Source organism: Streptomyces sp. BE20 (assembly GCF_036322525.1).
In the GTDB taxonomy this organism is placed as follows: domain Bacteria; phylum Actinomycetota; class Actinomycetes; order Streptomycetales; family Streptomycetaceae; genus Kitasatospora.
In genome coordinates this window covers 32,278-52,853 of sequence record NZ_JAQYWW010001014.1, presented here as the reverse complement: position 1 = coordinate 52,853, position 20,576 = coordinate 32,278, and the positions used below count along the sequence as shown (strand labels likewise).

Below are 20,576 nucleotides of genomic sequence, written 5' to 3'. Positions count from 1 at the left end.
CACGGCACGGCCGGGGCGGCGGACGGGGGACCCGTCCGCCGCCCCGGCCGTGCCCGTCCTCTCAGCGGCGGACCGCCGGACGGACCGGACGGGTGAGCGCCACCGCGAGAGCGGCGACCCCGGCGAGGAGGAGCAGCACCGACCGGCCGCCGAGCGCCGGGCCCGCCAGGTGGACGCCGAGCACCGGCAACGCGGTACCGAGCGCCGTACCGAGGCTGCGGGCCATGTTGACCATGCCGCCCCCGACCGCCGAGCACTCCGCCGGGATCGCCCGCATCACCAGCGCGTTGTTGGCCGGCAGCAGCACACCGAGCCCGCAGCCGACGACCGCCAGGGGCAGGGCGAACAGGTGGGCGGGCGCGCCGGCGGCCGGGAGCAGCGCGCAGCACAGCAGACCCGTCCCGGCGAGGGCGGCACCGAAGCGGCACCGGGCGACGTCCGTCCAGCTGCGCGGGAGCAGCGCGCCACCGGCCGACGCGGCCACCGCGAAGGCGGCCGGGAGCAGGGTGATCACGAGGCCGGCCCCGGCGGTCGGCAGGCCCGACTCGGCGAGCAGGACCGGGCCCAGCACCAGCGGGCAGAACAGCAGCAGGTACCCGATCAGCGAGACGGCGAGGCCGGGCCGGACTCCGGGGGTGTTGACCAGGCCGGGCGCGAGGATCGGCCGGGTGGCCCGGCGCTCCTGGCGGACCAGGCCGAACGCGAGCAGGACGGCGGCGAGCAGCAGTCCGATCACCGCCCAGCCGGGGAGCGGCAGGCCGGAGGCGGCGGAGAGGGCCAGCAGCAGGGCGGTGGACGAGCCGGTGAGCAACAGCAGACCGGGCAGGTCGAAGCGGCCGGCGCCACCGTCGGAGTCGGGGGCCCGGCGCGGACGCGGGAGGCGCGCGGCGGTCCGGGCGCCGGGGAGGACACCCGGGCGTGGGGCCGGACGTGGCAACGGACGCGGGCCCGGCGTGCCGGGGCGGGCGGCGGACGGGGCCGCGGCGGGAAGGACGTCGGGGCGGGTCCGGGGCAGCAGGAACCAGCCGGCGACGATGCCGACCAGACTGATCGGCACGTTGACCCAGAACACCCAGCGCCAGGACGCGTGCTCCACCAGCAGCCCGCCGAGGCTGGGCCCGAGCGCCAGTCCCAGTCCCTGGGCGGTCGCCTGGACGCCGAGCGCCCGTCGCATCGCGTGCCCGGGCACGCCGCGCGCGACCAGGGCGACGCTGTTGGCCTGCATCATGGCGCCGCCGACCGCCTGCACCGCCCGGCACGCGACCAGCGTCCCGAGTCCGCCGGCGAACCCGGCGCCCAGCGAGGCGAGGCCGAAGACGGCGAGCCCGCCGAGGTAGACGGTCTTGCGGCCGACCAGGTCGGAGAGGCGCCCGACCGGCGCGAGCAGGGCCACCAGGACCAGGAGGTAGGCGAGGGCGACCCACTCGACGGCGGCGAATCCGGTGTGGAAGTGGCGCTGGAGCTCCGGGTAGACGAGGGCGGTGACGCTGGCCGTGAGCTGGCCGAGGAAGGCGCCCAGGCAGACGGTGGCGACGGCGAGCCAGTGAGCGTGCCGTCGGCGGGCTATGCCGCGCGGCCGGGGGTGCTCGGTGAGCAGCCGGGTGGCGAGGGTGGACGCGGCGTTCATACGGCGAAATATATCGGATGCAGATATGTTCTCTCTACGAGATGATCGGTGTGCGATCTGGCAGCCGACGACCGGGATCGATCGCCGTCGACCGGATCAAGGCCGTCGGAGACCGTCCGCACCAGGCGCTACGCTGTCCGCCATGCCGTCGTCACCACCCGTTCCCGAACCCGCCTCCGGGCCGGCCGTCGTCGGCCCCCAGGACCCGGAAACCGCGGCGGTCGAACGCGCCCGACGGCTCACCGACGTGGTCACCCGGCTCCGCCGCACCCTGCGCAGCAGCATCCGGACCGACTACCCCTGGGAATCCCTGCCGATGGCGCAGGTCGAGCTCCTCCAGACGCTCGCCGCCGCCCCGCTGCGCGTCGGCGAACTGGCCGCCCGGCAACGGCTCGCCCCGAACACCGTCAGCGGTCTGGTCGGCAAACTGCTGGAGGCCGGTTTCGTCGACCGCCAGGCCGACCCCGGCGACCGCCGCACCGCCCGGATCGCCCTCACCCCGGCCGGTCGGCGCCAGCTCGACGACTGGCAGCACGCCCACGAGCGCCGCATCGCCACCGCGCTCGACGCCCTGTCCCCCGCCGACCGCGACGCCGTCATGCACGCCCTGCCCGCCCTGGAGAACCTCGCCCGGGCGCTCGCCGAACCCGTCCTCTGAGCAGCGGGCCCCGCGAAAACCGGTCGCCGGAGGCCGCACCGCCGACTACCGTCCGGCCATGGACCCCTCCCTCGTCCGTCTCGAACCCTGGACCGACGTGGACCTCGGGCTGCTGCGCCGGATCAACACCCCGGACATGCGCGCGCACGTCGGCGGCCCCGAGAGCGAGGAGCGGATGCTCGTCCGCCACCGCCGCTACCTGGACCTCGTCCCGTCCGGCATCGGCTGCATGTACCGCATCGTGCTGGAGCCCGAGGACGAGGCCGTCGGCTACGCCGAGCGCGACTGGCAGGGGGCGACCGTCTACGAGATGGGCTGGAACGTCCTGCCGGGCCACCAGGGCCGGGGCATCGCCGCGGCGGCGGCCCGCGCCGCCGTACGGGCCGCCGCCCGCACCGCCAGCCACCCCTGGATGCACGCCTTCCCGTCCGTCGGCCACCCCGCGTCCAACGCGGTCTGCCGCAAGTCGGGTTTCACCCTCCTCGGCGAGACCGACTTCGAGTTCCCGCCCGGTCGCCGGATGCGCAGCAACGACTGGCGCGTGGCGCTGACGGCCGACGCGGCCTGACCGGCTCCCGCGGCGGGCCGCCGACCGTCCGCGTACCGCACCGCCGGCCGGGCCGGTGCAGCCGGGCTCAGAACAGGGCGCCGCTCTCCAGGTCCAGCAGCCAGCGCTTGCGGTCGGTCCCGGCGGCGAAGCCGGTCAGGGCGCCGTTGGCGCCGAGGACGCGGTGGCAGGGGCGGACGATGAGCAGGGGGTTGGCGCCGACCGCGCCACCGACCGCGCGGACGGCCTTCGGGGACTCGCCCGCCAACGCGGTGAGCCGGCCGTAGGTGACGGTCTCGCCGTACGGGATCCGGTCGAGGGCGGCCCAGACCCGGCGGCGGAAGTCGGTGCCCACCGGGGCGAGCGGGAGGTCGAAGTGGGTCAGCTCCCCGGCGAAGTAGGCGGTCAGCTGGGCCACCGGCTCGGTCAGCGCGTCCGGATCGTGCACCCAGTCGTCGTCGGGCTCGGCGAGCGCGTACTTCTGGCCGGGGGCGGTGACGGTGGCCAGCGCGGCCGGACCGCCGTCCACGGGGCGGACGCCGCTGAGCATCAGCCGCCCGAACGGGCTCTCCATGAAGGTGAAGACGGTGGTGCCGGCGCCGGCCGTGCTCGGCTCGGTGGTGGTCTGCTCGGTGGTGGTCGGCTCGGTGCCGGTCTGCTCGGTGGTGCTCATCGTCAGGTGTTCTCCGTTCCAGTGCTGGGGTCGGTGGCCGGGCCCGCCCAGAGGCGGTGGAGGGCGTAGGAGCGCCAGGGGGCCCAGGCCTCGGCCGTGCGGGCGGCGGACTTCGGGTCGCCGTCGGCGCCGAGCCGGAGCAGTCCGTGCTTGACGCCGATGTCGGTCGGCAGGAAGACGTCCGGGTCGGCGAGGGCCCGCATCCGCAGGTAGCCGACGGTCCACGGGCCGATGCCGGGCAGGGCGAGCAGCTGCGCGGCCGCCTCCTCCCGGTCGACCCCGCCGTCGAGCCGGACGACGCCCTCGGCGAGGGCGGCGCAGAGGCCGGTGAGGGCCCGGCGACGGGCGGCCGGCATCGCGAAGTCCTCGGGATCCGCGACCGCGAGGGCGGCGGCGGTCGGGAAGAGCAGCCGCAGCCCGCCGCTGGGCTCGGGCAGCGCGCAGCCGTACTTCACGGCGAGCCGTCCGGCCAGGGTACGGGCCGCGACGACGGTGACCTGCTGACCGAGGACGGCCCGGACGGCCAGCTCGTGCGGGTCGACGTGGCCGGGCGAGCGCAGGCCCGGGCGGGCCCGGACCAGCGGGCCGAGCAGCGGATCGGCGCCGAGCTGGTCGTCGACCGCGAGCGGGTCGGCGTCCAGGTCGAACAGGACCCGCAGGCGCTGGACGGAGGTCGGCAGGTCACGCAGGTCGGTGAGGAAGAGCCGGCAGTCCAGCCAGCCGCGGGCACGCGGCTCGCCGGGGGCGAGGCCGTCCACCTCGGCGATGCCGTGGCCGTACGGGAGCGCGAGGGTGCGGCGGTAGGTGCGGACGCCCGGCCGGGAGCCGGGCACGACCTCCTCCACGCCGGGGACGGCGCGCAGGGCGAGGAAGTCGATCAGGTGGTCGCTGTCGAGGGCGCCCCGGTAGGCCAGCCGCAGGGCGAGGCCGCCCGCCGGGGTGGCGGTCCGCCGGCCCGCCGTGACCTCGGCGCGCAGGCCGCTCGGCGTGCGGTCGTACACCTCGCGGACGGTGTCGTTGAACTGCCGCACGGAGGCGAACCCGGAGGCGAAGGCGATCTCGGTGACCGGCAGCTCGGTGGTCTGGAGCAGGAGCCGCGCCGTCTGCGCCCGGCGGGCACGGGCCAGCGCGATCGGGCCGGCGCCGAGTTCGGCGGTGAGCTGACGCTGGAGCTGGCGGGAGCTGTAGCCGAGGCGCTGGGCCAGGCCGGCGACGCCCTCGCGGTCCACGATGCCGTCGCCGATCAGCCGCATCGCGCGGCCGACCAGGTCGGCCCGGTGGTTCCACTCCGGCGAGCCCGGGACGGAGTCGGGGCGGCAGCGGCGGCAGGCCCGGAAGCCCGCGCTCTGGGCGGCGGCGGCGCTGGGGTAGAAGGTGCAGTTGACGCGTTTGGGGGTCACGGCCGGGCAGCTCGGCCGGCAGTAGATCCCGGTCGAGGTGACAGCCGTGAAGAAGACGCCGTCGAAGCGGGCGTCCCGGCTGTCCACGGCTCGGTACCGGATGTCGTCGTCGATCACGCTGTCCAGTCTGCGGCACCGGAGGGGGCTCGACTGGCGGAAATCGGACGTGACCGTCCGGACCCGTGGGGACGCCGGGGCGGCGGGCGGGACGGGCCCGCCGAGCCGCCGCCCGACCGGCCGGTAAACCGCGCGCCACCCGACGGTGGAACGGCTACGCTGCGCTCGATCCCGCCCCGGCCGACCCCGGCCGACCCGTGTCCTGAGGAGCCCCGCATGCCCGAGCAGTCCTACACCGGCCCGGACGACCCTCGGATCGCCGGGCTGCGGGTGGAGGAGTTCGCGTTCCCCGGACCGCTCCGGGACAAGCTGGTCGCGGCCGTGCTCTCCGGCGCCAAGACCAGCACCACCGGGCTGGTCGTCGAGTACGAGCACGAGGGGGAGCCGCTCCCCAGGGCCGGTAGCCGTGGCGCGGTGGTCGACTCGGCCGGGCGGGTCGTCGCGGTGACCGAGACGACGGACGTCCGGGTCGTCCTGCTCGGCGAGGTCGGACTGCAGCACGCCCTGGACGAGGGTGAGGGCTATGCGACGGTCGCGGAGTGGCGGGCCGCGCACGAGCGGTTCTGGCACGGCGACGAGCTGCGCGCGGCCCTCGGCGACCCGGACTTCACCGTGGACGACGTCACCCCGGTCGTGCTGGAGCGTTTCCGGCTGGTGGCCGACCTCCGTTGACGCCCGCCCGCCTGGCCGGCCTGGCCGGCCGGGCGGGCGTCAACGGGGCAGGCGGGCGGCTGGGCGGCCACGGTCGGCGGGGCGGAGGGACGAGCCCCCAAGGGACCCGCCGCCCGCCACCACCACCGACCGACCGGCCGACCGGCCGCAGAGCAGGACGTCACCGCTTCACGGGACCTCCCGCCGCGCGCATCGACTTGGTGATGGTCTTCCACTTCTTCAGCCGGGCCGACGCGAGCCGGGCGTCCGAGCGGGAGGCGATCCACTCGCCCTCCCGCTGGAGCTTGCGGTAGCTCTCCAGCCGACGCTCCGGGAGGCTCCCTTCGGCCAGCGCGGCGATCACCGCGCAACCGGGCTCGGTGTGGTGGTTGCAGTCGTGGAAGCGGCAGTCCTCGGCCAACTCCTCGATGTCGGCGAAGGCGAGTGCCACGCCCTCGCCGCCGTAGAGGCCGACCTCGCGGAGACCGGGCGTGTCGATCAGCACGCCGCCGCCGGGCAGCGGGACCAGTTCGCGCGTGGTGGTGGTGTGCCGGCCCTTCTGGTCGACGGCGCGGGCCTGCTGGACGGCCATCACGTCGGCCCCGGCGAGCACGTTGGTCAGGGTGGACTTGCCGACGCCGGACTGTCCGATCACGGCGGTGGTGCCGGGCGTGCAGGCGCGCAGCACGTCCACCCCCTCACCGGTCTCGGCGCTGACCACCAGCACGGTGACGCCGGGCGCCGCGGCCTCGACGTCGGCCCGGATGAAGTCGGCGTCGTCGACCAGGTCGGCCTTGGTGAGCGCGACCAGCGGCTCGGCGCCGGACTCCCAGGCGAGGGCGAGGAAGCGCTCGATCCGGCCCAGGTCGGGCTCGGCGGCGAGCGACGCGGCGATCACCACGGTGTCGACGTTGGCGGCCAGCACCTGGCCGTCGGAGCGCTTGCCCGCGACCTTGCGGATGATCGCGGTGGACCGCGGCAGCAGCGCCACGACGGTGGCCATCGGCCGGGCCGTGAGGTCGACGGCGGCCCAGTCCCCGGTGCAGGGGCAGTTGATCATGTCGGCGTCGCCGACCGGCCGGGTGTCGGCCCGGACGGTGCGCAGCGTGCCGGTCTCCGGGTCGGTCAGGACGGCGTCGCACTGGCCACGGTCGACCCGGACGATCCGGGCAGGCGTCAGACCGGCCTCGGCGAGGGGCGCGAACAGGTCGTCGAGCTCGGCCGTCCAGCCGTACCCGGCCAGCGTGGAGTCCTCGTGGGAGGAGGAGACGGGAAGAGAAGAGGAAACGGAAGCGGAGGCAGCGTTGAACAACGCAGTGGGCCCTTCGGGAGGAAAGTGATCCCGCCGGGCTGCGGCTGCACGTGCGAGGGGCTACGTCAGCCGACGGCCGGCAGGGAGAGGTGGATGCGGGCGCTGCCCAGGGCAGCCGTCATGACAGTCGTGGCCATGGGACCCACCTCCTGCTTTCTCTCCTCGGACCGGCATCGGCACGGCCCGAACCGGACGACTCACACCGTAGCCAAGCCGCCCCCGCCTGCCAACCGGTTTTTCACCGGCGGATTCACCGCGACGGCCCCGGCCCCGACCCTGCCCCGAAGCCGGTCCCGGACCCGGCCGCGAGCCCGGCGCCGTCCCGCCCCCGCCGCCGTCCCGCCCCGGGTCCGGCCGCGTCCCGGGACCGGATCCGCCTCAGCGCCGGTCCCACGGCGGGCGGGGCGGGTGGCTGGGCAGCGGGTACTCCGGGGGCGGGGCGACCGGCCGGTCGCTGTCCGGCGGGGGTGGCGCGGGCCGGTGGTGCGGACCGCCCCCGCGCGCGGCGATCCGGCCGCGGACGTTGTCGGCGGCCAGCACGTCGGCCCACCGCTCGGGGTACTCGGAGGGGACGTCGACCTCCTCGCCCTCGTCCTCCCAGTGCTCCTCCTCGCCGCCCTCGGCGAGGCCGAGCTCACGCGCCCGGCGGGCCCGCTCGACGGCACGGCGGGCGGCCACCTCGCGGACCACGGCGGCGGCCGCCTCCTCGTGGGCGCGCTCGTTCTCGGCCCGGGCGTCGGCCGTCTCCAGGGTGGGCCAGCGGCGGTCTATGGCCGCGTTCATCGCGGCGCCGATGAGCACCGCGAGCGCCACCACGAAGATCCAGAGCAGGACGGCGACCGGGGCGGCCAGCGAGCCGTACACCGAGTGGCCCTCGATGGAGCTGACCAGGTAGAGGCGGAGCGCGACGCTGCAGAAGACCAGCACCACCAGCGCGACCAGGGCCCCGGGGATGTCCTCCCGCCAGGGCGTGGAGACCGGCACGGCGAGGTGGTAGAGGGTCGTCAGCGAGACGATCAGCAGCAGGATGGCGAACGGCCAGTAGGCGGCGTTGACCAGCCCTGCGATCCCCGGGACGGCGTTCATCACCAGCCCGGGCCCGGCCATCAGCAGCGGCAGCACCAGCGAGCCGATGACCAGGGCGCCCAGGTAGAGGCCGAGCGACATCAGCCGGGTCTTGACGATGCCCCGCTTGCCGTCGAGCCCGTACATCACGGTGATGGTGTCGATGAAGATGTAGAGCGCCCGGGATCCGGACCAGAGCGAGAGCAGGAAGCCGATCGAGATCAGGTCGGGCCGGGTCTGGTCGAAGACCTGGCCCAGCAGCGGCTGCACGACCTCGGTGATCGAGGAGTCGGAGAGGACCGTCCCCGCGGCCTTGACGATGTCGGCCTTGAGGTTGTCGATGGTGCCGGCGCCGAGGAAGTCGTCGAGGTAGCCGAGGGTGCCGGCGAGGCAGAGCAGCAGGGGTGGGATGGAGAGGAGGGTGAAGAACGCCGCCTCCGCCGCGAGGCCGGTGACCCGGTACTCGACACAGGTGTTGGTGGTGTCCTTGACCAGGGCCCAGGTGGTGGACCGCCAGGTGACCTGTCTGGCCGCCCGCCGGGAGCCCTTGCCCCGACGACGGGAGGGCCGCTCGGGGTTCGGTCTGGTCGTTTCGCCTGCTGCTTGCACAGGGCTAACGGTATCGGGCCGTGGCCGGTCCACTGATCTCCTGTGGCGCGGAGCCGCCGTTCGACCCGTCGTCCGACCCGCGGCGGCCGCCCGCCGGACACTTCCCGAACACCCGCCGACCACCCGCCGACCATCTGCCGGCCTCGCGCCGGCCCCGGGGCGAGGCCGTGCCGACCGTCTGTCGACGATCCGCCGAGGGACCCGGAACGGGGAGCGGCGGGAACGCTCCGACATCTCAGCATTCGAAACCTTCTGGTCCAGAATACGGACGTTAGTGGACCGCGAGTCGTGCTCCGTGCGAATCTCTTGCCATGCCGAGCGCCGGAACCACCCTAGTAGGTCGACTTCACGTCGATCTCCTTCGCGTGTCCAGCGCCATCTGTCCGGTGACCTGAGCCCCACCCCGCCGCCACCCACCGCACCCGGCGCCACCACCTCGCCGTCCCCGCCGCAGCGGACGCGCAGGCGCCCGCCCGGTCAGCCGGTCACTGCATCGCAGGCCTTGAGAACCCGCAGGTCACAGCAGCACCGAACCGCCGAGCCCGTCCAGCGACCCACCCGGCGTCAGAGCCACCTGCCCCGAAGGACTTCACCATGGCCACCACTCCCGAGACCGCCGAGCCCACGGCCGACGCCGCCCCCGCGCGACGCCCCGCCGCGCCTCGCAAGGTGACCCGTCACCGCGGTGAGGGCCAGTGGGGCATGGGCCACTTCACTCCTCTGAACGCCAACGAGCAGTTCAAGAAGGACGACGACGGTCTCAACGTGCGGACACGTATTGAGACGATCTACGCGCACCGGGGCTTCGACTCGATCGACCCGGCCGACCTCCGCGGCCGGATGCGCTGGTGGGGTCTCTACACCCAGCGCAAGGAAGGCATCGACGGCGGCAAGACCGCGATCCTCGACCCGCACGAGCTCGACGCCGAGTACTTCATGCTCCGCGTCCGCATCGACGGCGGCCGGCTGACCGTCGCCCAGCTCCGCGCCGTCGCCGAGGTCTCGCAGGAGTACGGCCGCAACACCGCCGACCTGACCGACCGGCAGAACGTCCAGTACCACTGGATCCGGATCGAGGACGTCCCCTCCATCTGGCAGAAGCTGGAGGCCGTCGGCCTCTCCACCACCGAGGCCTGCGGTGACACCCCCCGCGTCATCCTCGGCTCCCCGGTGGCCGGCATCGCCGAGGACGAGATCATCGACGGCACCTCCGCCATCGACGAGATCCAGCGCCGGTTCATCGGCAACAAGGACTTCTCCAATCTGCCGCGCAAGTTCAAGTCCGCCGTCTCCGGCTCCCCGCTGCTGGACGTCGCGCACGAGATCAACGACATCGCCTTCGTCGGCGTCGTCCACCCCGAGCACGGCCCCGGCTTCGACCTCTGGGTCGGCGGCGGCCTCTCCACCAACCCCAAGCTCGGCGTGCGGCTCGGCGCGTGGGTCCCGCTCGACGAGGTCGCCGACGTCTACGGCGGTGTGATCGGCATCTTCCGCGACTACGGCTACCGCCGGCTGCGCAACCGCGCCCGGCTGAAGTTCCTGGTCGCCGACTGGGGCGTGGAGAAGTTCCGCCAGGTGCTGGAGGACGAGTACCTCAAGTACCAGCTGGTCGACGGCCCCGCCCCGGCGGAGCCCGCCGGCCGCTGGCGCGACCACGTCGGGGTGCACCGGCAGAAGGACGGCCGCTACTACGTCGGCTTCGCGCCGCGCGTCGGCCGGGTCGACGGCAAGCTGCTCGGACAGATCGCCGACCTCGCCGAGGCCCACGGCAGCGACCGCCTGCGCACCACCGCCGAGCAGAAGATGCTCGTCCTCGACATCACCGAGGACCGGGTCGAGTCGCTGGTGGCCGGCCTGGAGGCGCTGGACCTGCGGGTCACGCCCTCCCCGTTCCGCCGCGGCACCATGGCCTGCACCGGCATCGAGTACTGCAAGCTCGCCATCGTCGAGACCAAGGAGCGCGGCCGCACGCTCATCGACGAGCTGGAGAAGCGCCTCCCCGACTTCGAGGAGCCGCTGACCATCAACATCAACGGCTGCCCGAACGCCTGCGCCCGCATCCAGGTCGCCGACATCGGTCTCAAGGGCCAGCTGGTGACCGACGAGCAGGGCAACCAGGTCGAGGGCTACCAGGTCCACCTGGGCGGCGCGCTCGGGCTGGAGGCCGGCTTCGGCCGCAAGGTCCGCGGCCTCAAGGTCACCAAGGACGGCCTGCCCGACTACGTCGAGCGCGTCCTGACCCGGTACCAGGCCGACCGCGCCGAGGGCGAGCGGTTCGCCCAGTGGGCGGCCAGGGCCGGCGAGGAGCAGCTGTCGTGAGCGAGCGCGCCGCACCGTTCTTCTGCCCGTACTGCGGTGACGAGGACCTGCGCCCCTCCGAGGTCGGACACGGCGCCTGGGAGTGCCACGGCTGCCGCCGGGCCTTCCAGCTGAAGTTCCTCGGCCTGCTCTCCCCCGCCAACGGGGCCCGGGCCAACGGCACCCAGACCGGTGGGAACCAGACCGGTGGGGCTCAGACCGGTGGGGTCCAGGGCGGCGGCAACCAGGACAACGCGAGTCGGACCAGTGGGGGGAGCGCACCGCATGACCACCGCGACCACTGATGACTACCGGGCGCTGGCCGAGCAGGCCGGCCGGGAGCTGGAGGAGGCCGCCCCGCAAGAGATCCTGCGCTGGGCCGCCGACACCTTCGGCAAGCGGTTCTGCGTCACCTCCTCCATGGAGGACGCGGTCGTCGCCCACCTCGCCTCCTCCGTCTTCCCCGGCGTGGACGTGGTCTTCCTGGACACCGGCTACCACTTCCCGGAGACCATCGGCACCCGGGACGCGGTGGCGGCGGTGATGCCGGTCAACGTCATCACGCTCACCCCGGCCCTGACCGTGGCCGAGCAGGACGCCCTGCACGGGCCGCACCTGCACGACCGCGACCCGGACCTGTGCTGCTCGCTGCGGAAGGTCGAGCCGCTCAACCGCGGCCTCGGCGGCTACGACGCCTGGGCCACCGGGCTGCGCCGCGACGACTCACCGGCCCGCGCCGGCACCCCGGTGGTCTCCTGGGACGCCCGGCGCCGCAAGGTCAAGATCGCCCCGATCGCCCGGTGGACGCAGGAGGACGTGGACGCCTACGTCAACGCCAACGGCGTGCTGCTCAACCCCCTGCTGTGGGAGGGCTACACGTCGATCGGCTGTTCGCCGCTCTCCTGCACCCGCAAGCCCGGGGAGGGCGAGGACGCCCGGGCGGGCCGCTGGTCCGGCACCGGCAAGACCGAGTGCGGCATTCACCTCTGAGCCACCTCCGGGCATCCTCCGTGCCACCCCTGCCGCACATGATCGATCGTCAACACCCCTTCCGTCTGGAGAAGTCACCGTGAGCACAGTCCACACCCCGGTCGCCGAGAGAGCCGCAGAGGCGGCCCGTGCGGCCGCCCCCTGCGAGCGCGGCGCCACCGTGTGGCTGACCGGGCTGCCGAGCGCGGGCAAGACCACGCTGGCCTTCGCCCTGGCCGAGCGGCTGCGCGCCGAGGGCCACCGGGTGGAGGTGCTGGACGGCGACGAGATCCGCGAGTTCCTCTCCAAGGGCCTCGGGTTCTCCCGCGAGGACCGGCACACCAACGTCACCCGGATCGGCTTCGTCGCCGAGAAGCTCGCCGCCAACGGCGTCAAGGTGCTCGCCCCGGTGATCGCGCCGTTCGCCGACTCCCGCACCGCCGTCCGCGAGCGGCACGCCGCGAACGGCACGGACTTCCTGGAGATCCACGTCGCCACTCCGGTCGAGCTCTGCGCCGAGCGCGACGTCAAGGGGCTCTACGCGAAGCAGGCCGCCGGCGAGATCTCCGGCCTGACAGGGGTTGACGACCCGTACGAGGCGCCGGAGCATCCGGAGCTGCGCCTGCAGACGCAGGGCCGCGCGGTGGCCGAGTCCGCCGCGGAGCTGCACGCCTTCCTGACCGAGAGGGGCCTCGCATGACCACCGCGACCCAGAGCCCGGTGCAGGCCGACGACCCCGACCAGAACGCCGGGGGGGCCTTCACGCTGTCCCACCTGGACACGCTGGAGGCCGAGTCGGTGCACATCTTCCGCGAGGTCGCGGGGGAGTTCGAGCGCCCGGTGATCCTGTTCTCGGGCGGCAAGGACTCCATCGTCATGCTGCACCTGGCGCTCAAGGCCTTCTGGCCGGCCGCCGTCCCGTTCTCGCTGCTGCACGTCGACACCGGCCACAACTTCCCCGAGGTCATCGCCTACCGCGACCGCGTGGTGGCCGAGCACAACCTGCGCCTGCACGTCGCCCACGTCCAGGACTTCATCGACGACGGCCGGCTGCGCGAGCGCCCCGACGGCACCCGCAACCCGCTGCAGACCGTCCCGCTGCTGGACGCCATCGAGACGGGCCGCTTCGACGCCGTCTTCGGCGGCGGACGCCGCGACGAGGAGAAGGCCCGCGCCAAGGAGCGCGTCTTCTCGCTGCGCGACGAGTTCGGCGCCTGGGACCCGCGCCGCCAGCGCCCCGAGCTGTGGTCGCTCTACAACGGCCGGCACGCGGTCGGCGAGCACGTCCGCGTCTTCCCGCTCTCCAACTGGACCGAGCTGGACGTCTGGCAGTACATCGAGCGCGAGTCCATCGAGCTCCCGGAGATCTACTACGCCCACGAGCGCGACGTCTTCGCCCGCGACGGCATGTGGCTGACCGCCGGCGAGTGGGGCGGCCCCAAGGAGAGCGAGCCGGTCGAGCGGCGCCTGATCCGCTACCGGACCGTCGGTGACATGTCCTGCACCGGCGCCGTCGACTCGGACGCGACCGACATCCGGGCCGTCATCGTCGAGATCGCGGCCAGCCGCCTCACCGAGCGCGGCGCCACCCGCGCCGACGACAAGCTCTCCGAGGCCGCGATGGAAGACCGCAAGCGCGAGGGATACTTCTAATGAGCACCACCCAGGAAACCACCGCCACCTCGCTGCTGCGCTTCGCCACCGCCGGCTCCGTCGACGACGGCAAGTCCACCCTGGTGGGCCGCCTGCTGCACGACTCCAAGTCGGTGCTGGCCGACCAGCTGGAGGCCGTCGAGCACGCCTCCCGCAGCCGCGGCCAGGAGACGCCCGACCTCGCGCTGCTCACCGACGGCCTGCGCGCCGAACGCGAGCAGGGCATCACCATCGACGTCGCGTACCGCTACTTCGCCACCCCGCGGCGGCGGTTCATCCTCGCCGACACCCCGGGGCACGTGCAGTACACCCGGAACATGGTGACCGGCGCCTCCACCGCGGAGCTCGCCGTCGTCCTGGTGGACGCCCGCAACGGCGTGGTCGAGCAGACCCGCCGGCACGCCGCCGTCGCCGCGCTGCTGCGCGTGCCGCACGTCGTGCTGGCCGTCAACAAGATGGACCTCGTCGAGTACGCGGAGCCCGTGTTCGCCGCCATCGCCGAGGAGTTCACCGCCTACGCCGCCTCGCTCGGCGTCAAGGACGTGGTGGCCGTCCCGATCTCGGCCCTGGCCGGGGACAACGTCGTCGAGCCCTCCGCGCACATGGACTGGTACGGCGGTCCGACCCTGCTGGAGCACCTGGAGACCGTCCCGGTCGGCAGCGACCCGAGCATCGAGCCGGTCCGCTTCCCGGTCCAGTACGTGATCCGCCCGCAGACCGAGGACCACCCCGACTACCGCGGCTACGCGGGGCAGTTGGCCTCCGGCGTGCTGCGGGTCGGCGACCCGGTGACGGTGCTGCCCTCCGGCCACACCACCACGGTCGTGGGCATCGACGCGCTCGGCCGGGAGACCGACGCCGCCTGGGCCCCCCAGTCGGTGACCGTCCGCCTCGCCGACGACCTCGACATCTCCCGCGGCGACCTGATCGCGGCCGGCCCGGCCCCCGTCCCGACCAAGGACATCGAGGCCACCGTCAGCCACCTCAGCGAGCGCCCGCTGCGGGCCGGCGACAAAGTGCTGCTCAAGCACACCACCCGCACGGTCCGCGCGCTGGTCAAGGAGATCTCCTACCGGATCGACATCACCGCGCCGATCCGCGACGGGAAGCTCGGACAGGGCTCCGGCGCCGACGGCCTGAACGTCAACGACATCGGCCACGTGGTGCTCCGCACCGCCGAACCGCTGGCGCTCGACGGCTACTCCGACAACCGTCTGACCGGGTCGTTCCTGCTGATCGACCCGGCCGACGGCACCACCCTCACCGCCGGCATGGCGGGCGAGGCGTTCGACACCGTACGCAGCAACGACGCTTCCGACACACCGGACGAGGAGGACTGGGTCTGATGCCCAGCGAGGCGTTCTCGGGCATGGACAAGGAAGGCGGCCGCATAGGCAGCGGCGTCCTCGGCAGCGGCCAGGGCGGCCTGACGCGATGTGTGAGCCGACAGGGCTGACAACAGCCCTGTCACCGGGCCGGTCACTGTTCCGCCCCACAGCCGGAACAGCAGTGCCGACCCGGCTTGCCCCGCATCACTCGATGCCGCAAGCACCACCCTGACCGTTGTCCGCCCCGAGACCGCATCCCGGCGGTCCGTCCGCGAGAAGGACTTCCACCATGGCACCGCACCAGGCGCTCCCGCACGCCCACCAGCCGCATAGCCCGGCACATCCCGGCGCCGGCCGGATCAGACGCTCCGCCGCCGCAGCCGTGGCCGGGCTGACCGCCGTGACCCTGCTCTCCGCCTGCGGCTACGGCTCGAAGAGCGACGACAGCAAGCCCAGCACCGCTGCCGCCGGTTCCGCCAGCGCCGCCAAGCTCTCCGCCGACTCGGTGAAGATCGGCTACTTCGCCAACCTCACCCACGGCACCCCGCTGGTCGGTCTCCAGGAGGGCATCCTCCAGAAGGAGCTCGGCGCCACCCAGATCAAGACCCAGGTCTTCAACGCGGGCCCGGCCGAGATCGAGGCGCTCAACGCCGGCTCCATCGACATCGGCTGGATCGGCCCCTCCCCCGCGATCAACGGCTACACCAAGTCCGAGGGCAAGTCGCTGAAGATCATCGGCGGTTCGGCCTCCGGTGGCGTCAAGCTGGTGGTCAACCCGGAGAAGATCGCCACCCTGGACGACCTCAAGGGCAAGAAGATCGCCACCCCGCAGCTGGGCAACACCCAGGACGTGGCGCTCCTCAACTACCTGGCCGGCAAGGGCTACAAGGTCGACGCCCAGTCCGGCGCCGGCGACGTCAGCGTGGTCCGCTCGGACAACAAGGTCACCCCGGACGCCTACAAGCAGGGCTCGATCGACGGCGCCTGGGTGCCGGAGCCGACCGCGTCCAAGCTGGTCACCCTCGGCGCGAAGGTCCTCCTCAACGAGAAGGACATCTGGCCGAACAAGCAGTTCGTGATCACCAACATCATCGTCTCGCAGAAGTTCCTGGCCGAGCACCCCGACGTGGTCGAGGCCGTCCTGCGCGGCTCGGTGACCACCAACGCCTTCATCAAGGCCAACCCGGACAAGGCCAAGGCCATCGCCAACGAGGCCATCAAGAAGGAGGCCGGCAACGCCCTGGAGGCCGCCATCCTCGACCCCGCGTGGGCCGACATCGACTTCCTGGACGACCCGCTGGCCGCCACCCTGCAGACCGAGGCCGACAACGCGGTGACCGCCGGTCTGCTCAAGAAGCCGAGCCTGAGCGGGATCTACGACCTCACCCTGCTCAACAAGGTGCTCAAGGAGAAGGGCCAGACCACCGTGGCGGACGCCGGACTCGGCACCAAGTAACACCCCCCACGGCACCGGTGGGCGCGCCTGCAGCGTGCCCACCGCGTTCAAGCCCCGCGGTCCGGACCCCCGCCCGCCCAGGCCCCGTGCCCGCTCGATGCCCCGAGCACGGTGCGGGCGGGGGCCCGGACCCCGGCTCCCTTCGCCACCACCCCTCCACGGCCCGCCGGCGGGCCGGAGGGGCCCATGACCACACCACGCAGGAGGTGCCCGGATGACCCCGGCACTGACCACCTCGGACGACGCCCCCGGCGTCGGCACCCGGAACGGCACGCCCGCCGTCCGGATATCGCACGTGCACAAGTCCTTCGGCCGCCCCGGCGCGCAGACGCACGTCCTGGACGACATCACCCTCGATGTCGCACCGGGCGAGTTCGTCACGCTGCTCGGCGCCTCGGGCTGCGGCAAGTCCACCCTGCTCAACCTGGTCGCCGGCCTCGACGCGCCCACCGCGGGCACCATCGAGGTACCCGGGGGACGCCCCGCGCTGATGTTCCAGGAACACGCGCTCTTCCCCTGGCTCACGGCCGGAAAGAACATCGAACTCGCCCTCAAGCTCGCCGGTGTCCCCCGGGCCGAGCGCCGCGCCGAGGCCGAGCGGCTGCTCGAACTCGTCCGCCTCCAGGGCTCCCACGGCAAGCGCGTGCACGAGCTCTCCGGCGGCATGCGCCAGCGCGTCGCCCTGGCCCGCGCGCTCGCCCAGGGCAGCTCGCTGCTGCTCATGGACGAGCCGTTCGCCGCCCTCGACGCCATCACCCGCGACGTCCTGCACGACGAGATCACCCGCATCTGGGCCGAGCGCAAGCTCTCCGTCCTCTTCGTCACCCACAACGTGCGGGAGGCCGTCCGGCTCGCCCAGCGCGTGGTGCTGCTCTCCTCGCGCCCCGGCCGGGTCGCCCGCGAGTGGCGGATCGACCTCCCGCAGCCGCGCCGGATCGAGTCCTCCGGCGTGGCCGACCTGTCCATCGAGATCACCGAAGAACTGCGTGGGGAGATCCGCCGCCATGGCCAGCACTGACACCACGCCCACCAGCCGGGCCACCCTGGACAAGGCTCCCGGTGCGGACAGTGCCGACGTCGGCGCCGGCCTCGACGCGCTCGACGCCGTCAGCACCCAGGGCAGCTCGGTCGCGGACACCCTGCGGCAGAAGGCGCTGCCGCCGCTGCTCGGCGTGCTCCTGGTGCTCGCCCTGTGGCAGGGCGCCTACAGCCTGGAGATCACCAGCTCCTACAAGCTGCCCAGCCCGTCCGACGTCTGGCAGGCCGCCACGGACCTGTGGTCGGCCGGCACGCTGTTCTCGATCATCTGGACCAGCGTCTGGCGCGGCCTCTCCGGCTTCGTCGTCGCCGTCATCATCGGCACCCCGATCGGCCTGCTGGTCTCCCGGGTCAAGCCGGTCCGGGCCGCTCTCGGACCGGTCCTCTCCGGCCTCCAGTCACTGCCCTCGGTCGCCTGGGTGCCGGCCGCCGTCATCTGGCTCGGCATCAACGACTCGATGATGTACGCGGTCATCCTGCTCGGCGCCGTCCCGTCCATCGCCAACGGCCTGGTGGCCGGCATCGACCAGGTGCCGCCACTGTTCCTGCGGGCCGGGCGCACCATCGGCGCCACCGGCCTGACCGGCGCCCGCCACATCCTGCTCCCCGCCGCGCTCCCCGGCTACCTGGCCGGACTCAAGCAGGGCTGGGCGTTCTCCTGGCGCTCGCTGATGGCCGCCGAACTCGTCGCCTCCTCCCCCGACCTGGGCCTCGGCCTCGGCCGGTACCTGGAGAACCAGCGCGAGTTCTCGGACATGGCCGGCGTCCTGCTCGGCATCATCCTCATCCTGTTCGTCGGCATCGCCATCGAACTCCTCGTCTTCACCCCGGTCGAGCGCCGGGTCCTGCGCAACCGCGGCCTGCTGGCCGCCGTCAAGTAAGGCCGCTCCGCATGAACGAAGGCCGGCTGTCCGCCGCCCCCGCCACCCCGGTGGCGGCGGGCAGCCCCGCCCTGCTGCTGATCGCCCACGGCAGCCGCGACGCCCGGCACGCCGCCACCGTCGCCGACCTGGTCGCCCGGGTCCGCGCGCTGCGCCCCGGCCTCGACGTCGCCACCGCCTACCTGGACCACTGCGCCCCGCGGATCCCGCAGGTCGTCTCCCGGCTCGGCTCCGCCGCGGTGGCCGTGCCACTGCTCCTCAACCGCGCGTTCCACGCCAAGCACGACATCCCCGCCGCCCTGCGCGCGGCCGGCGCCGGACTGCCGACGGCCGACGTCCTCGGCCCGTCCCCGCTGCTGCTCGCCGCCCTCGACCGCCGGCTCACCGAGGCCGGCCCGGAGCTCGCGTCCGCCGCCGTCCGGGCCCGCACCGGCGTCGTCCTGGCGGCGGCCGGCTCCTCCGACCCGGCCGCCGACGCCGCCACCCGCGCCGTCGCCGCCGAGTGGCGCCGCACCCGCGGCTGGGCGGCCGTCGAGGTCGCCTACGCCTCCGCCGACGGTCCCCGCGTCCCCGACGCCCTGGCCGCGCTGCGCCGCGCCGGCGCCCGGCGGACCGCCGTCGCCCCCTACCTGCTCGCCCCCGGCCGTCTCCCCGACCGCATCGCCGGGGCCGCCGACGGCGCGGACCTCCTCGCCGACGTCCTCGGCGCCGCCCCCGAGGTCGCCCGTCTCCTCCTCCACCGCTACGACGCGGCCCGCCGGACCGCGTCGGCCGCCCCTGCACTGACCGCCTGATCCGGAGCGCGGCTCGGGCTCAGGCGTGGTCCAGGATGCTGTGCTCGCCGAGGTCGGGGGCATGGCGGGCCACGGTGCGGTGGTCGGCGGCGTCGTGCAGCACGGTGAGCCCGTGGTGCGCGGCAGTCGCCGCGATCAGGAGGTCGACCGCGGAAGCGCTCCGGTGCCGGCCGGTGAGAGCCGTCCGACGCTGCGCGCGCTCGAAGTGCCGACCTCTACGCGCCGCGCGCTCCTGCTGCTCGGCGTAGAAGCGCAGAGCCAGGTTGACGGCGTCCTTCGTGGTTCGCACGCCGGCAAGAGCCATCACGCGCTCCGATGCCTCTTCATCGATGTCGATCTGCGTCACGGACATTCACGCCTCCGCTGTATCGATGTTGGTTATGTACATGGGACTATGCGCCACCACCATCGATCCGGAGGCCCTGGCTCAGTCGGTGGTGCCGAGGTGGACGGTGACCAGGCCGGTGGTGATCAGGGCGAGGCCCGCGAGGGCCGCCGGGGACGGCGTCTCGTGGCGCAGGACCAGCCCGGTCAGGACGGCTCCGATCGTGCCGATGCCGGTGAAGACGGCGTACGAGGTGCCCACCGGCAGGTCCTGGAGCGCGCGCGACAGCAGGTAGACCGCACCGAGCATCAGGACGAGGCAGAGCGCGGTCTGCGGGAGCCGGGTGAACCCCTCGGTCGGCTTGATGGACTGCGCCCAGGCGACCTCCACCGCTCCCGCCAGCAGCAGCCAGATCCACGGCACGGCGTCAGCCCGCCCGCGGGATGCGGTGGCCGACGAGCTTGTTGCCGAGCTCCTGGGCCCGGTACAGCGCGTCGGCGGCCGACTCCCGGTGCTGGGCCAGCCGGCCGGCCAGCGCGGGGTCGACCAGCGAGTTGACCAGTTCGGCGGCGATGACCTCGCCGTCCTCGACCGCGTAGTGGCCGCGGAGGAAGTCGAGCAGGTAGCGGCCGTTGTGGTCGAAGGGCGCGCGCGGGGTGCCGGGCCCGTAGGCGCCGCCGCGGGCGGCGACGACCACGAACTTCCGCGGGGCGAGGACCATCTTCGGGAACGTCACCTGGTCGATCCAGGACTTGAGCGCGGCGGGTATGCCGAAGTTGTACATCGGCGCCCCGATCAGCACCACGTCCGCCGCGACCAGTTCGTCGAGCAGCGGCCGGACGACCGCCCAGGCCTCCTGCTCCTGTGCGGTGCGGACGGCCTCGGGGTAGCGGTCGGTCTCGGTGATGCCCTCGCGCAGCAGGGTGTCGCAGATCCGGGTCCAGCCCTCGCGGATCGGGGGCAGGGGTTCGGCGGCGAGGTCGCGGTGGGTGACCTCGCCCCCGCCCCCCAGCCAGGCTTCGGCGAAGGCCTCGCCGAGACGGCGGGTGAAGGAGTCGGAGCGCGCGCTGCTGTCGAGGTGCAGGAGGTGGGACACGGTGAACCCCCGGGTGGAGACGGGTACGGAAGGGCCTGGGCATTAAGTGGACACTCCGTCCACTTACGTCCGCCGTCCA

22 protein-coding genes are annotated in these 20,576 nt (G+C 73.5%); 14 read left to right on the top strand and 8 right to left on the bottom strand.

Annotated features, from left to right (window positions below):
• Positions 1–61: 61 nt before the first annotated feature.
• Complete coding sequence (locus PUR61_RS26510) at positions 62–1,627, bottom strand: MFS transporter (RefSeq protein WP_329881920.1); 1,566 nt, start codon at positions 1,625–1,627, stop codon at positions 62–64.
• A gap of 142 nt (positions 1,628–1,769) precedes the next feature.
• Between PUR61_RS26510 and PUR61_RS26505 the strand changes: the two genes are divergently transcribed.
• Together PUR61_RS26505 and PUR61_RS26500 are read left to right on the top strand one after the other, a co-directional pair.
• The gene (locus tag PUR61_RS26505) at positions 1,770–2,285 is read left to right on the top strand and encodes a MarR family winged helix-turn-helix transcriptional regulator (RefSeq protein WP_329881919.1); all 516 of its coding nucleotides are present in this window, start codon (positions 1,770–1,772) and stop codon (positions 2,283–2,285) included.
• 58 nt (positions 2,286–2,343) lie between these two features.
• Positions 2,344–2,853: a GNAT family N-acetyltransferase gene (locus PUR61_RS26500; RefSeq protein ID WP_329881918.1), complete on the top strand. Its 510-nt coding sequence runs from the start codon at positions 2,344–2,346 to the stop codon at positions 2,851–2,853.
• 67 nt (positions 2,854–2,920) lie between these two features.
• Here PUR61_RS26500 and PUR61_RS26495 read toward each other — a convergent pair whose 3' ends face one another.
• Together PUR61_RS26495 and PUR61_RS26490 are read right to left on the bottom strand one after the other, a co-directional pair.
• Entirely contained in the window at positions 2,921–3,406 is a 486-nt protein-coding gene (locus tag PUR61_RS26495; protein ID WP_329881946.1) for a methylated-DNA--[protein]-cysteine S-methyltransferase, read from the bottom strand.
• Positions 3,407–3,507: 101 nt separating this feature from the next.
• Positions 3,508–5,022 carry a DNA-3-methyladenine glycosylase 2 family protein gene (locus PUR61_RS26490; RefSeq protein ID WP_329881917.1) on the bottom strand — a complete coding sequence of 505 codons (1,515 nt, stop codon included), beginning with the start codon at positions 5,020–5,022 and terminating at the stop codon, positions 3,508–3,510.
• A gap of 216 nt (positions 5,023–5,238) precedes the next feature.
• Here PUR61_RS26490 and PUR61_RS26485 point away from each other — a divergent pair, with 216 nt between their 5' ends.
• Positions 5,239–5,694, top strand: a complete 456-nt coding sequence (locus PUR61_RS26485; RefSeq protein WP_329881916.1) for an ASCH domain-containing protein — start codon at positions 5,239–5,241, stop codon at positions 5,692–5,694.
• A 160-nt stretch (positions 5,695–5,854) separates the two neighbouring features.
• On the opposite strand, the gene rsgA is transcribed toward PUR61_RS26485, so the two are convergent.
• The gene (gene rsgA / locus PUR61_RS26480) at positions 5,855–6,985 is read right to left on the bottom strand and encodes a ribosome small subunit-dependent GTPase A (protein ID WP_443035237.1); all 1,131 of its coding nucleotides are present in this window, start codon (positions 6,983–6,985) and stop codon (positions 5,855–5,857) included.
• A 378-nt stretch (positions 6,986–7,363) separates the two neighbouring features.
• A complete protein-coding gene (locus PUR61_RS26475) occupies positions 7,364–8,659 on the bottom strand; it encodes a YihY/virulence factor BrkB family protein (protein ID WP_329881915.1) in 1,296 nt (431 codons plus the stop codon).
• A 311-nt stretch (positions 8,660–8,970) separates the two neighbouring features.
• Here PUR61_RS26475 and PUR61_RS26470 point away from each other — a divergent pair, with 311 nt between their 5' ends.
• The 11 genes from PUR61_RS26470 (at position 8,971) to PUR61_RS26420 (ending at position 19,076) form a co-directional block, all read left to right on the top strand.
• Positions 8,971–9,054, top strand: coding sequence for a putative leader peptide (locus PUR61_RS26470; protein WP_310593185.1), 84 nt, complete (start codon positions 8,971–8,973; stop codon positions 9,052–9,054).
• A gap of 199 nt (positions 9,055–9,253) precedes the next feature.
• On the top strand, positions 9,254–10,978 hold the full coding sequence (locus tag PUR61_RS26465; RefSeq protein WP_329881914.1) for a nitrite/sulfite reductase: 1,725 nt from the start codon (positions 9,254–9,256) through the stop codon (positions 10,976–10,978).
• On the top strand, positions 10,975–11,262 hold the full coding sequence (locus tag PUR61_RS26460) for a hypothetical protein (RefSeq protein ID WP_329881951.1): 288 nt from the start codon (positions 10,975–10,977) through the stop codon (positions 11,260–11,262). The genes PUR61_RS26465 and PUR61_RS26460 overlap by 4 nt, the downstream gene beginning before the upstream one ends.
• Positions 11,243–11,947 (top strand): phosphoadenylyl-sulfate reductase, encoded by a 705-nt coding sequence (locus tag PUR61_RS26455; protein WP_329881913.1) that lies wholly within the window; start codon positions 11,243–11,245, stop codon positions 11,945–11,947. The genes PUR61_RS26460 and PUR61_RS26455 overlap by 20 nt, the downstream gene beginning before the upstream one ends.
• A 79-nt stretch (positions 11,948–12,026) precedes the next feature.
• Positions 12,027–12,626 (top strand): adenylyl-sulfate kinase, encoded by a 600-nt coding sequence (cysC, locus tag PUR61_RS26450; RefSeq protein WP_329881912.1) that lies wholly within the window; start codon positions 12,027–12,029, stop codon positions 12,624–12,626.
• Complete coding sequence (cysD, locus tag PUR61_RS26445; RefSeq protein ID WP_329881911.1) at positions 12,623–13,579, top strand: sulfate adenylyltransferase subunit CysD; 957 nt, start codon at positions 12,623–12,625, stop codon at positions 13,577–13,579. The genes cysC and cysD overlap by 4 nt, the downstream gene beginning before the upstream one ends.
• On the top strand, positions 13,579–14,925 hold the full coding sequence (locus PUR61_RS26440) for a sulfate adenylyltransferase subunit 1 (RefSeq protein ID WP_329881910.1): 1,347 nt from the start codon (positions 13,579–13,581) through the stop codon (positions 14,923–14,925). The genes cysD and PUR61_RS26440 overlap by 1 nt, the downstream gene beginning before the upstream one ends.
• Positions 14,926–15,196: 271 nt before the next feature.
• Complete coding sequence (locus tag PUR61_RS26435) at positions 15,197–16,363, top strand: aliphatic sulfonate ABC transporter substrate-binding protein (RefSeq protein ID WP_329881909.1); 1,167 nt, start codon at positions 15,197–15,199, stop codon at positions 16,361–16,363.
• A 214-nt stretch (positions 16,364–16,577) separates the two neighbouring features.
• The gene (locus PUR61_RS26430; protein ID WP_329881908.1) at positions 16,578–17,381 is read left to right on the top strand and encodes an ABC transporter ATP-binding protein; all 804 of its coding nucleotides are present in this window, start codon (positions 16,578–16,580) and stop codon (positions 17,379–17,381) included.
• Positions 17,368–18,282: an ABC transporter permease gene (locus PUR61_RS26425; RefSeq protein ID WP_329881907.1), complete on the top strand. Its 915-nt coding sequence runs from the start codon at positions 17,368–17,370 to the stop codon at positions 18,280–18,282. The genes PUR61_RS26430 and PUR61_RS26425 overlap by 14 nt, the downstream gene beginning before the upstream one ends.
• A gap of 11 nt (positions 18,283–18,293) precedes the next feature.
• Entirely contained in the window at positions 18,294–19,076 is a 783-nt protein-coding gene (locus PUR61_RS26420; protein ID WP_329881906.1) for a sirohydrochlorin chelatase, read from the top strand.
• Between the two features lie 19 nt (positions 19,077–19,095).
• On the opposite strand, the gene PUR61_RS26415 is transcribed toward PUR61_RS26420, so the two are convergent.
• From PUR61_RS26415 to PUR61_RS26405, 3 genes are all read right to left on the bottom strand, one after another.
• Positions 19,096–19,428, bottom strand: coding sequence for a type II toxin-antitoxin system VapB family antitoxin (locus PUR61_RS26415; protein ID WP_329881905.1), 333 nt, complete (start codon positions 19,426–19,428; stop codon positions 19,096–19,098).
• Between the two features lie 75 nt (positions 19,429–19,503).
• Positions 19,504–19,824: a DMT family transporter gene (locus tag PUR61_RS26410; RefSeq protein ID WP_329881904.1), complete on the bottom strand. Its 321-nt coding sequence runs from the start codon at positions 19,822–19,824 to the stop codon at positions 19,504–19,506.
• A gap of 4 nt (positions 19,825–19,828) precedes the next feature.
• A complete protein-coding gene (locus tag PUR61_RS26405; RefSeq protein WP_329881903.1) occupies positions 19,829–20,497 on the bottom strand; it encodes an FMN-dependent NADH-azoreductase in 669 nt (222 codons plus the stop codon).
• Between the last annotated feature and the right edge of the window lie 79 nt (positions 20,498–20,576).

What these genes read in the sequence shown, in the direction of transcription:
- PUR61_RS26510 (WP_329881920.1), bottom strand. Translation starts at nt 1,627, where the DNA reads ATGAACGCCGCGTCCACCCTCGCCACCCGGCTGCTCACCGAGCACCCC.
- PUR61_RS26505 (WP_329881919.1), top strand. Translation starts at nt 1,770, where the DNA reads ATGCCGTCGTCACCACCCGTTCCCGAACCCGCCTCCGGGCCGGCCGTC.
- PUR61_RS26500 (WP_329881918.1), top strand. Translation starts at nt 2,344, where the DNA reads ATGGACCCCTCCCTCGTCCGTCTCGAACCCTGGACCGACGTGGACCTC.
- PUR61_RS26495 (WP_329881946.1), bottom strand. Translation starts at nt 3,406, where the DNA reads ATGGAGAGCCCGTTCGGGCGGCTGATGCTCAGCGGCGTCCGCCCCGTG.
- PUR61_RS26485 (WP_329881916.1), top strand. Translation starts at nt 5,239, where the DNA reads ATGCCCGAGCAGTCCTACACCGGCCCGGACGACCCTCGGATCGCCGGG.
- PUR61_RS26470 (WP_310593185.1), top strand. Translation starts at nt 8,971, where the DNA reads ATGCCGAGCGCCGGAACCACCCTAGTAGGTCGACTTCACGTCGATCTC.
- PUR61_RS26465 (WP_329881914.1), top strand. Translation starts at nt 9,254, where the DNA reads ATGGCCACCACTCCCGAGACCGCCGAGCCCACGGCCGACGCCGCCCCC.
- PUR61_RS26455 (WP_329881913.1), top strand. Translation starts at nt 11,243, where the DNA reads ATGACCACCGCGACCACTGATGACTACCGGGCGCTGGCCGAGCAGGCC.
- cysD (WP_329881911.1), top strand. Translation starts at nt 12,623, where the DNA reads ATGACCACCGCGACCCAGAGCCCGGTGCAGGCCGACGACCCCGACCAG.
- PUR61_RS26440 (WP_329881910.1), top strand. Translation starts at nt 13,579, where the DNA reads ATGAGCACCACCCAGGAAACCACCGCCACCTCGCTGCTGCGCTTCGCC.
- PUR61_RS26435 (WP_329881909.1), top strand. Translation starts at nt 15,197, where the DNA reads ATGGCACCGCACCAGGCGCTCCCGCACGCCCACCAGCCGCATAGCCCG.
- PUR61_RS26430 (WP_329881908.1), top strand. Translation starts at nt 16,578, where the DNA reads ATGACCCCGGCACTGACCACCTCGGACGACGCCCCCGGCGTCGGCACC.
- PUR61_RS26425 (WP_329881907.1), top strand. Translation starts at nt 17,368, where the DNA reads ATGGCCAGCACTGACACCACGCCCACCAGCCGGGCCACCCTGGACAAG.
- PUR61_RS26420 (WP_329881906.1), top strand. Translation starts at nt 18,294, where the DNA reads ATGAACGAAGGCCGGCTGTCCGCCGCCCCCGCCACCCCGGTGGCGGCG.
- PUR61_RS26415 (WP_329881905.1), bottom strand. Translation starts at nt 19,428, where the DNA reads ATGTCCGTGACGCAGATCGACATCGATGAAGAGGCATCGGAGCGCGTG.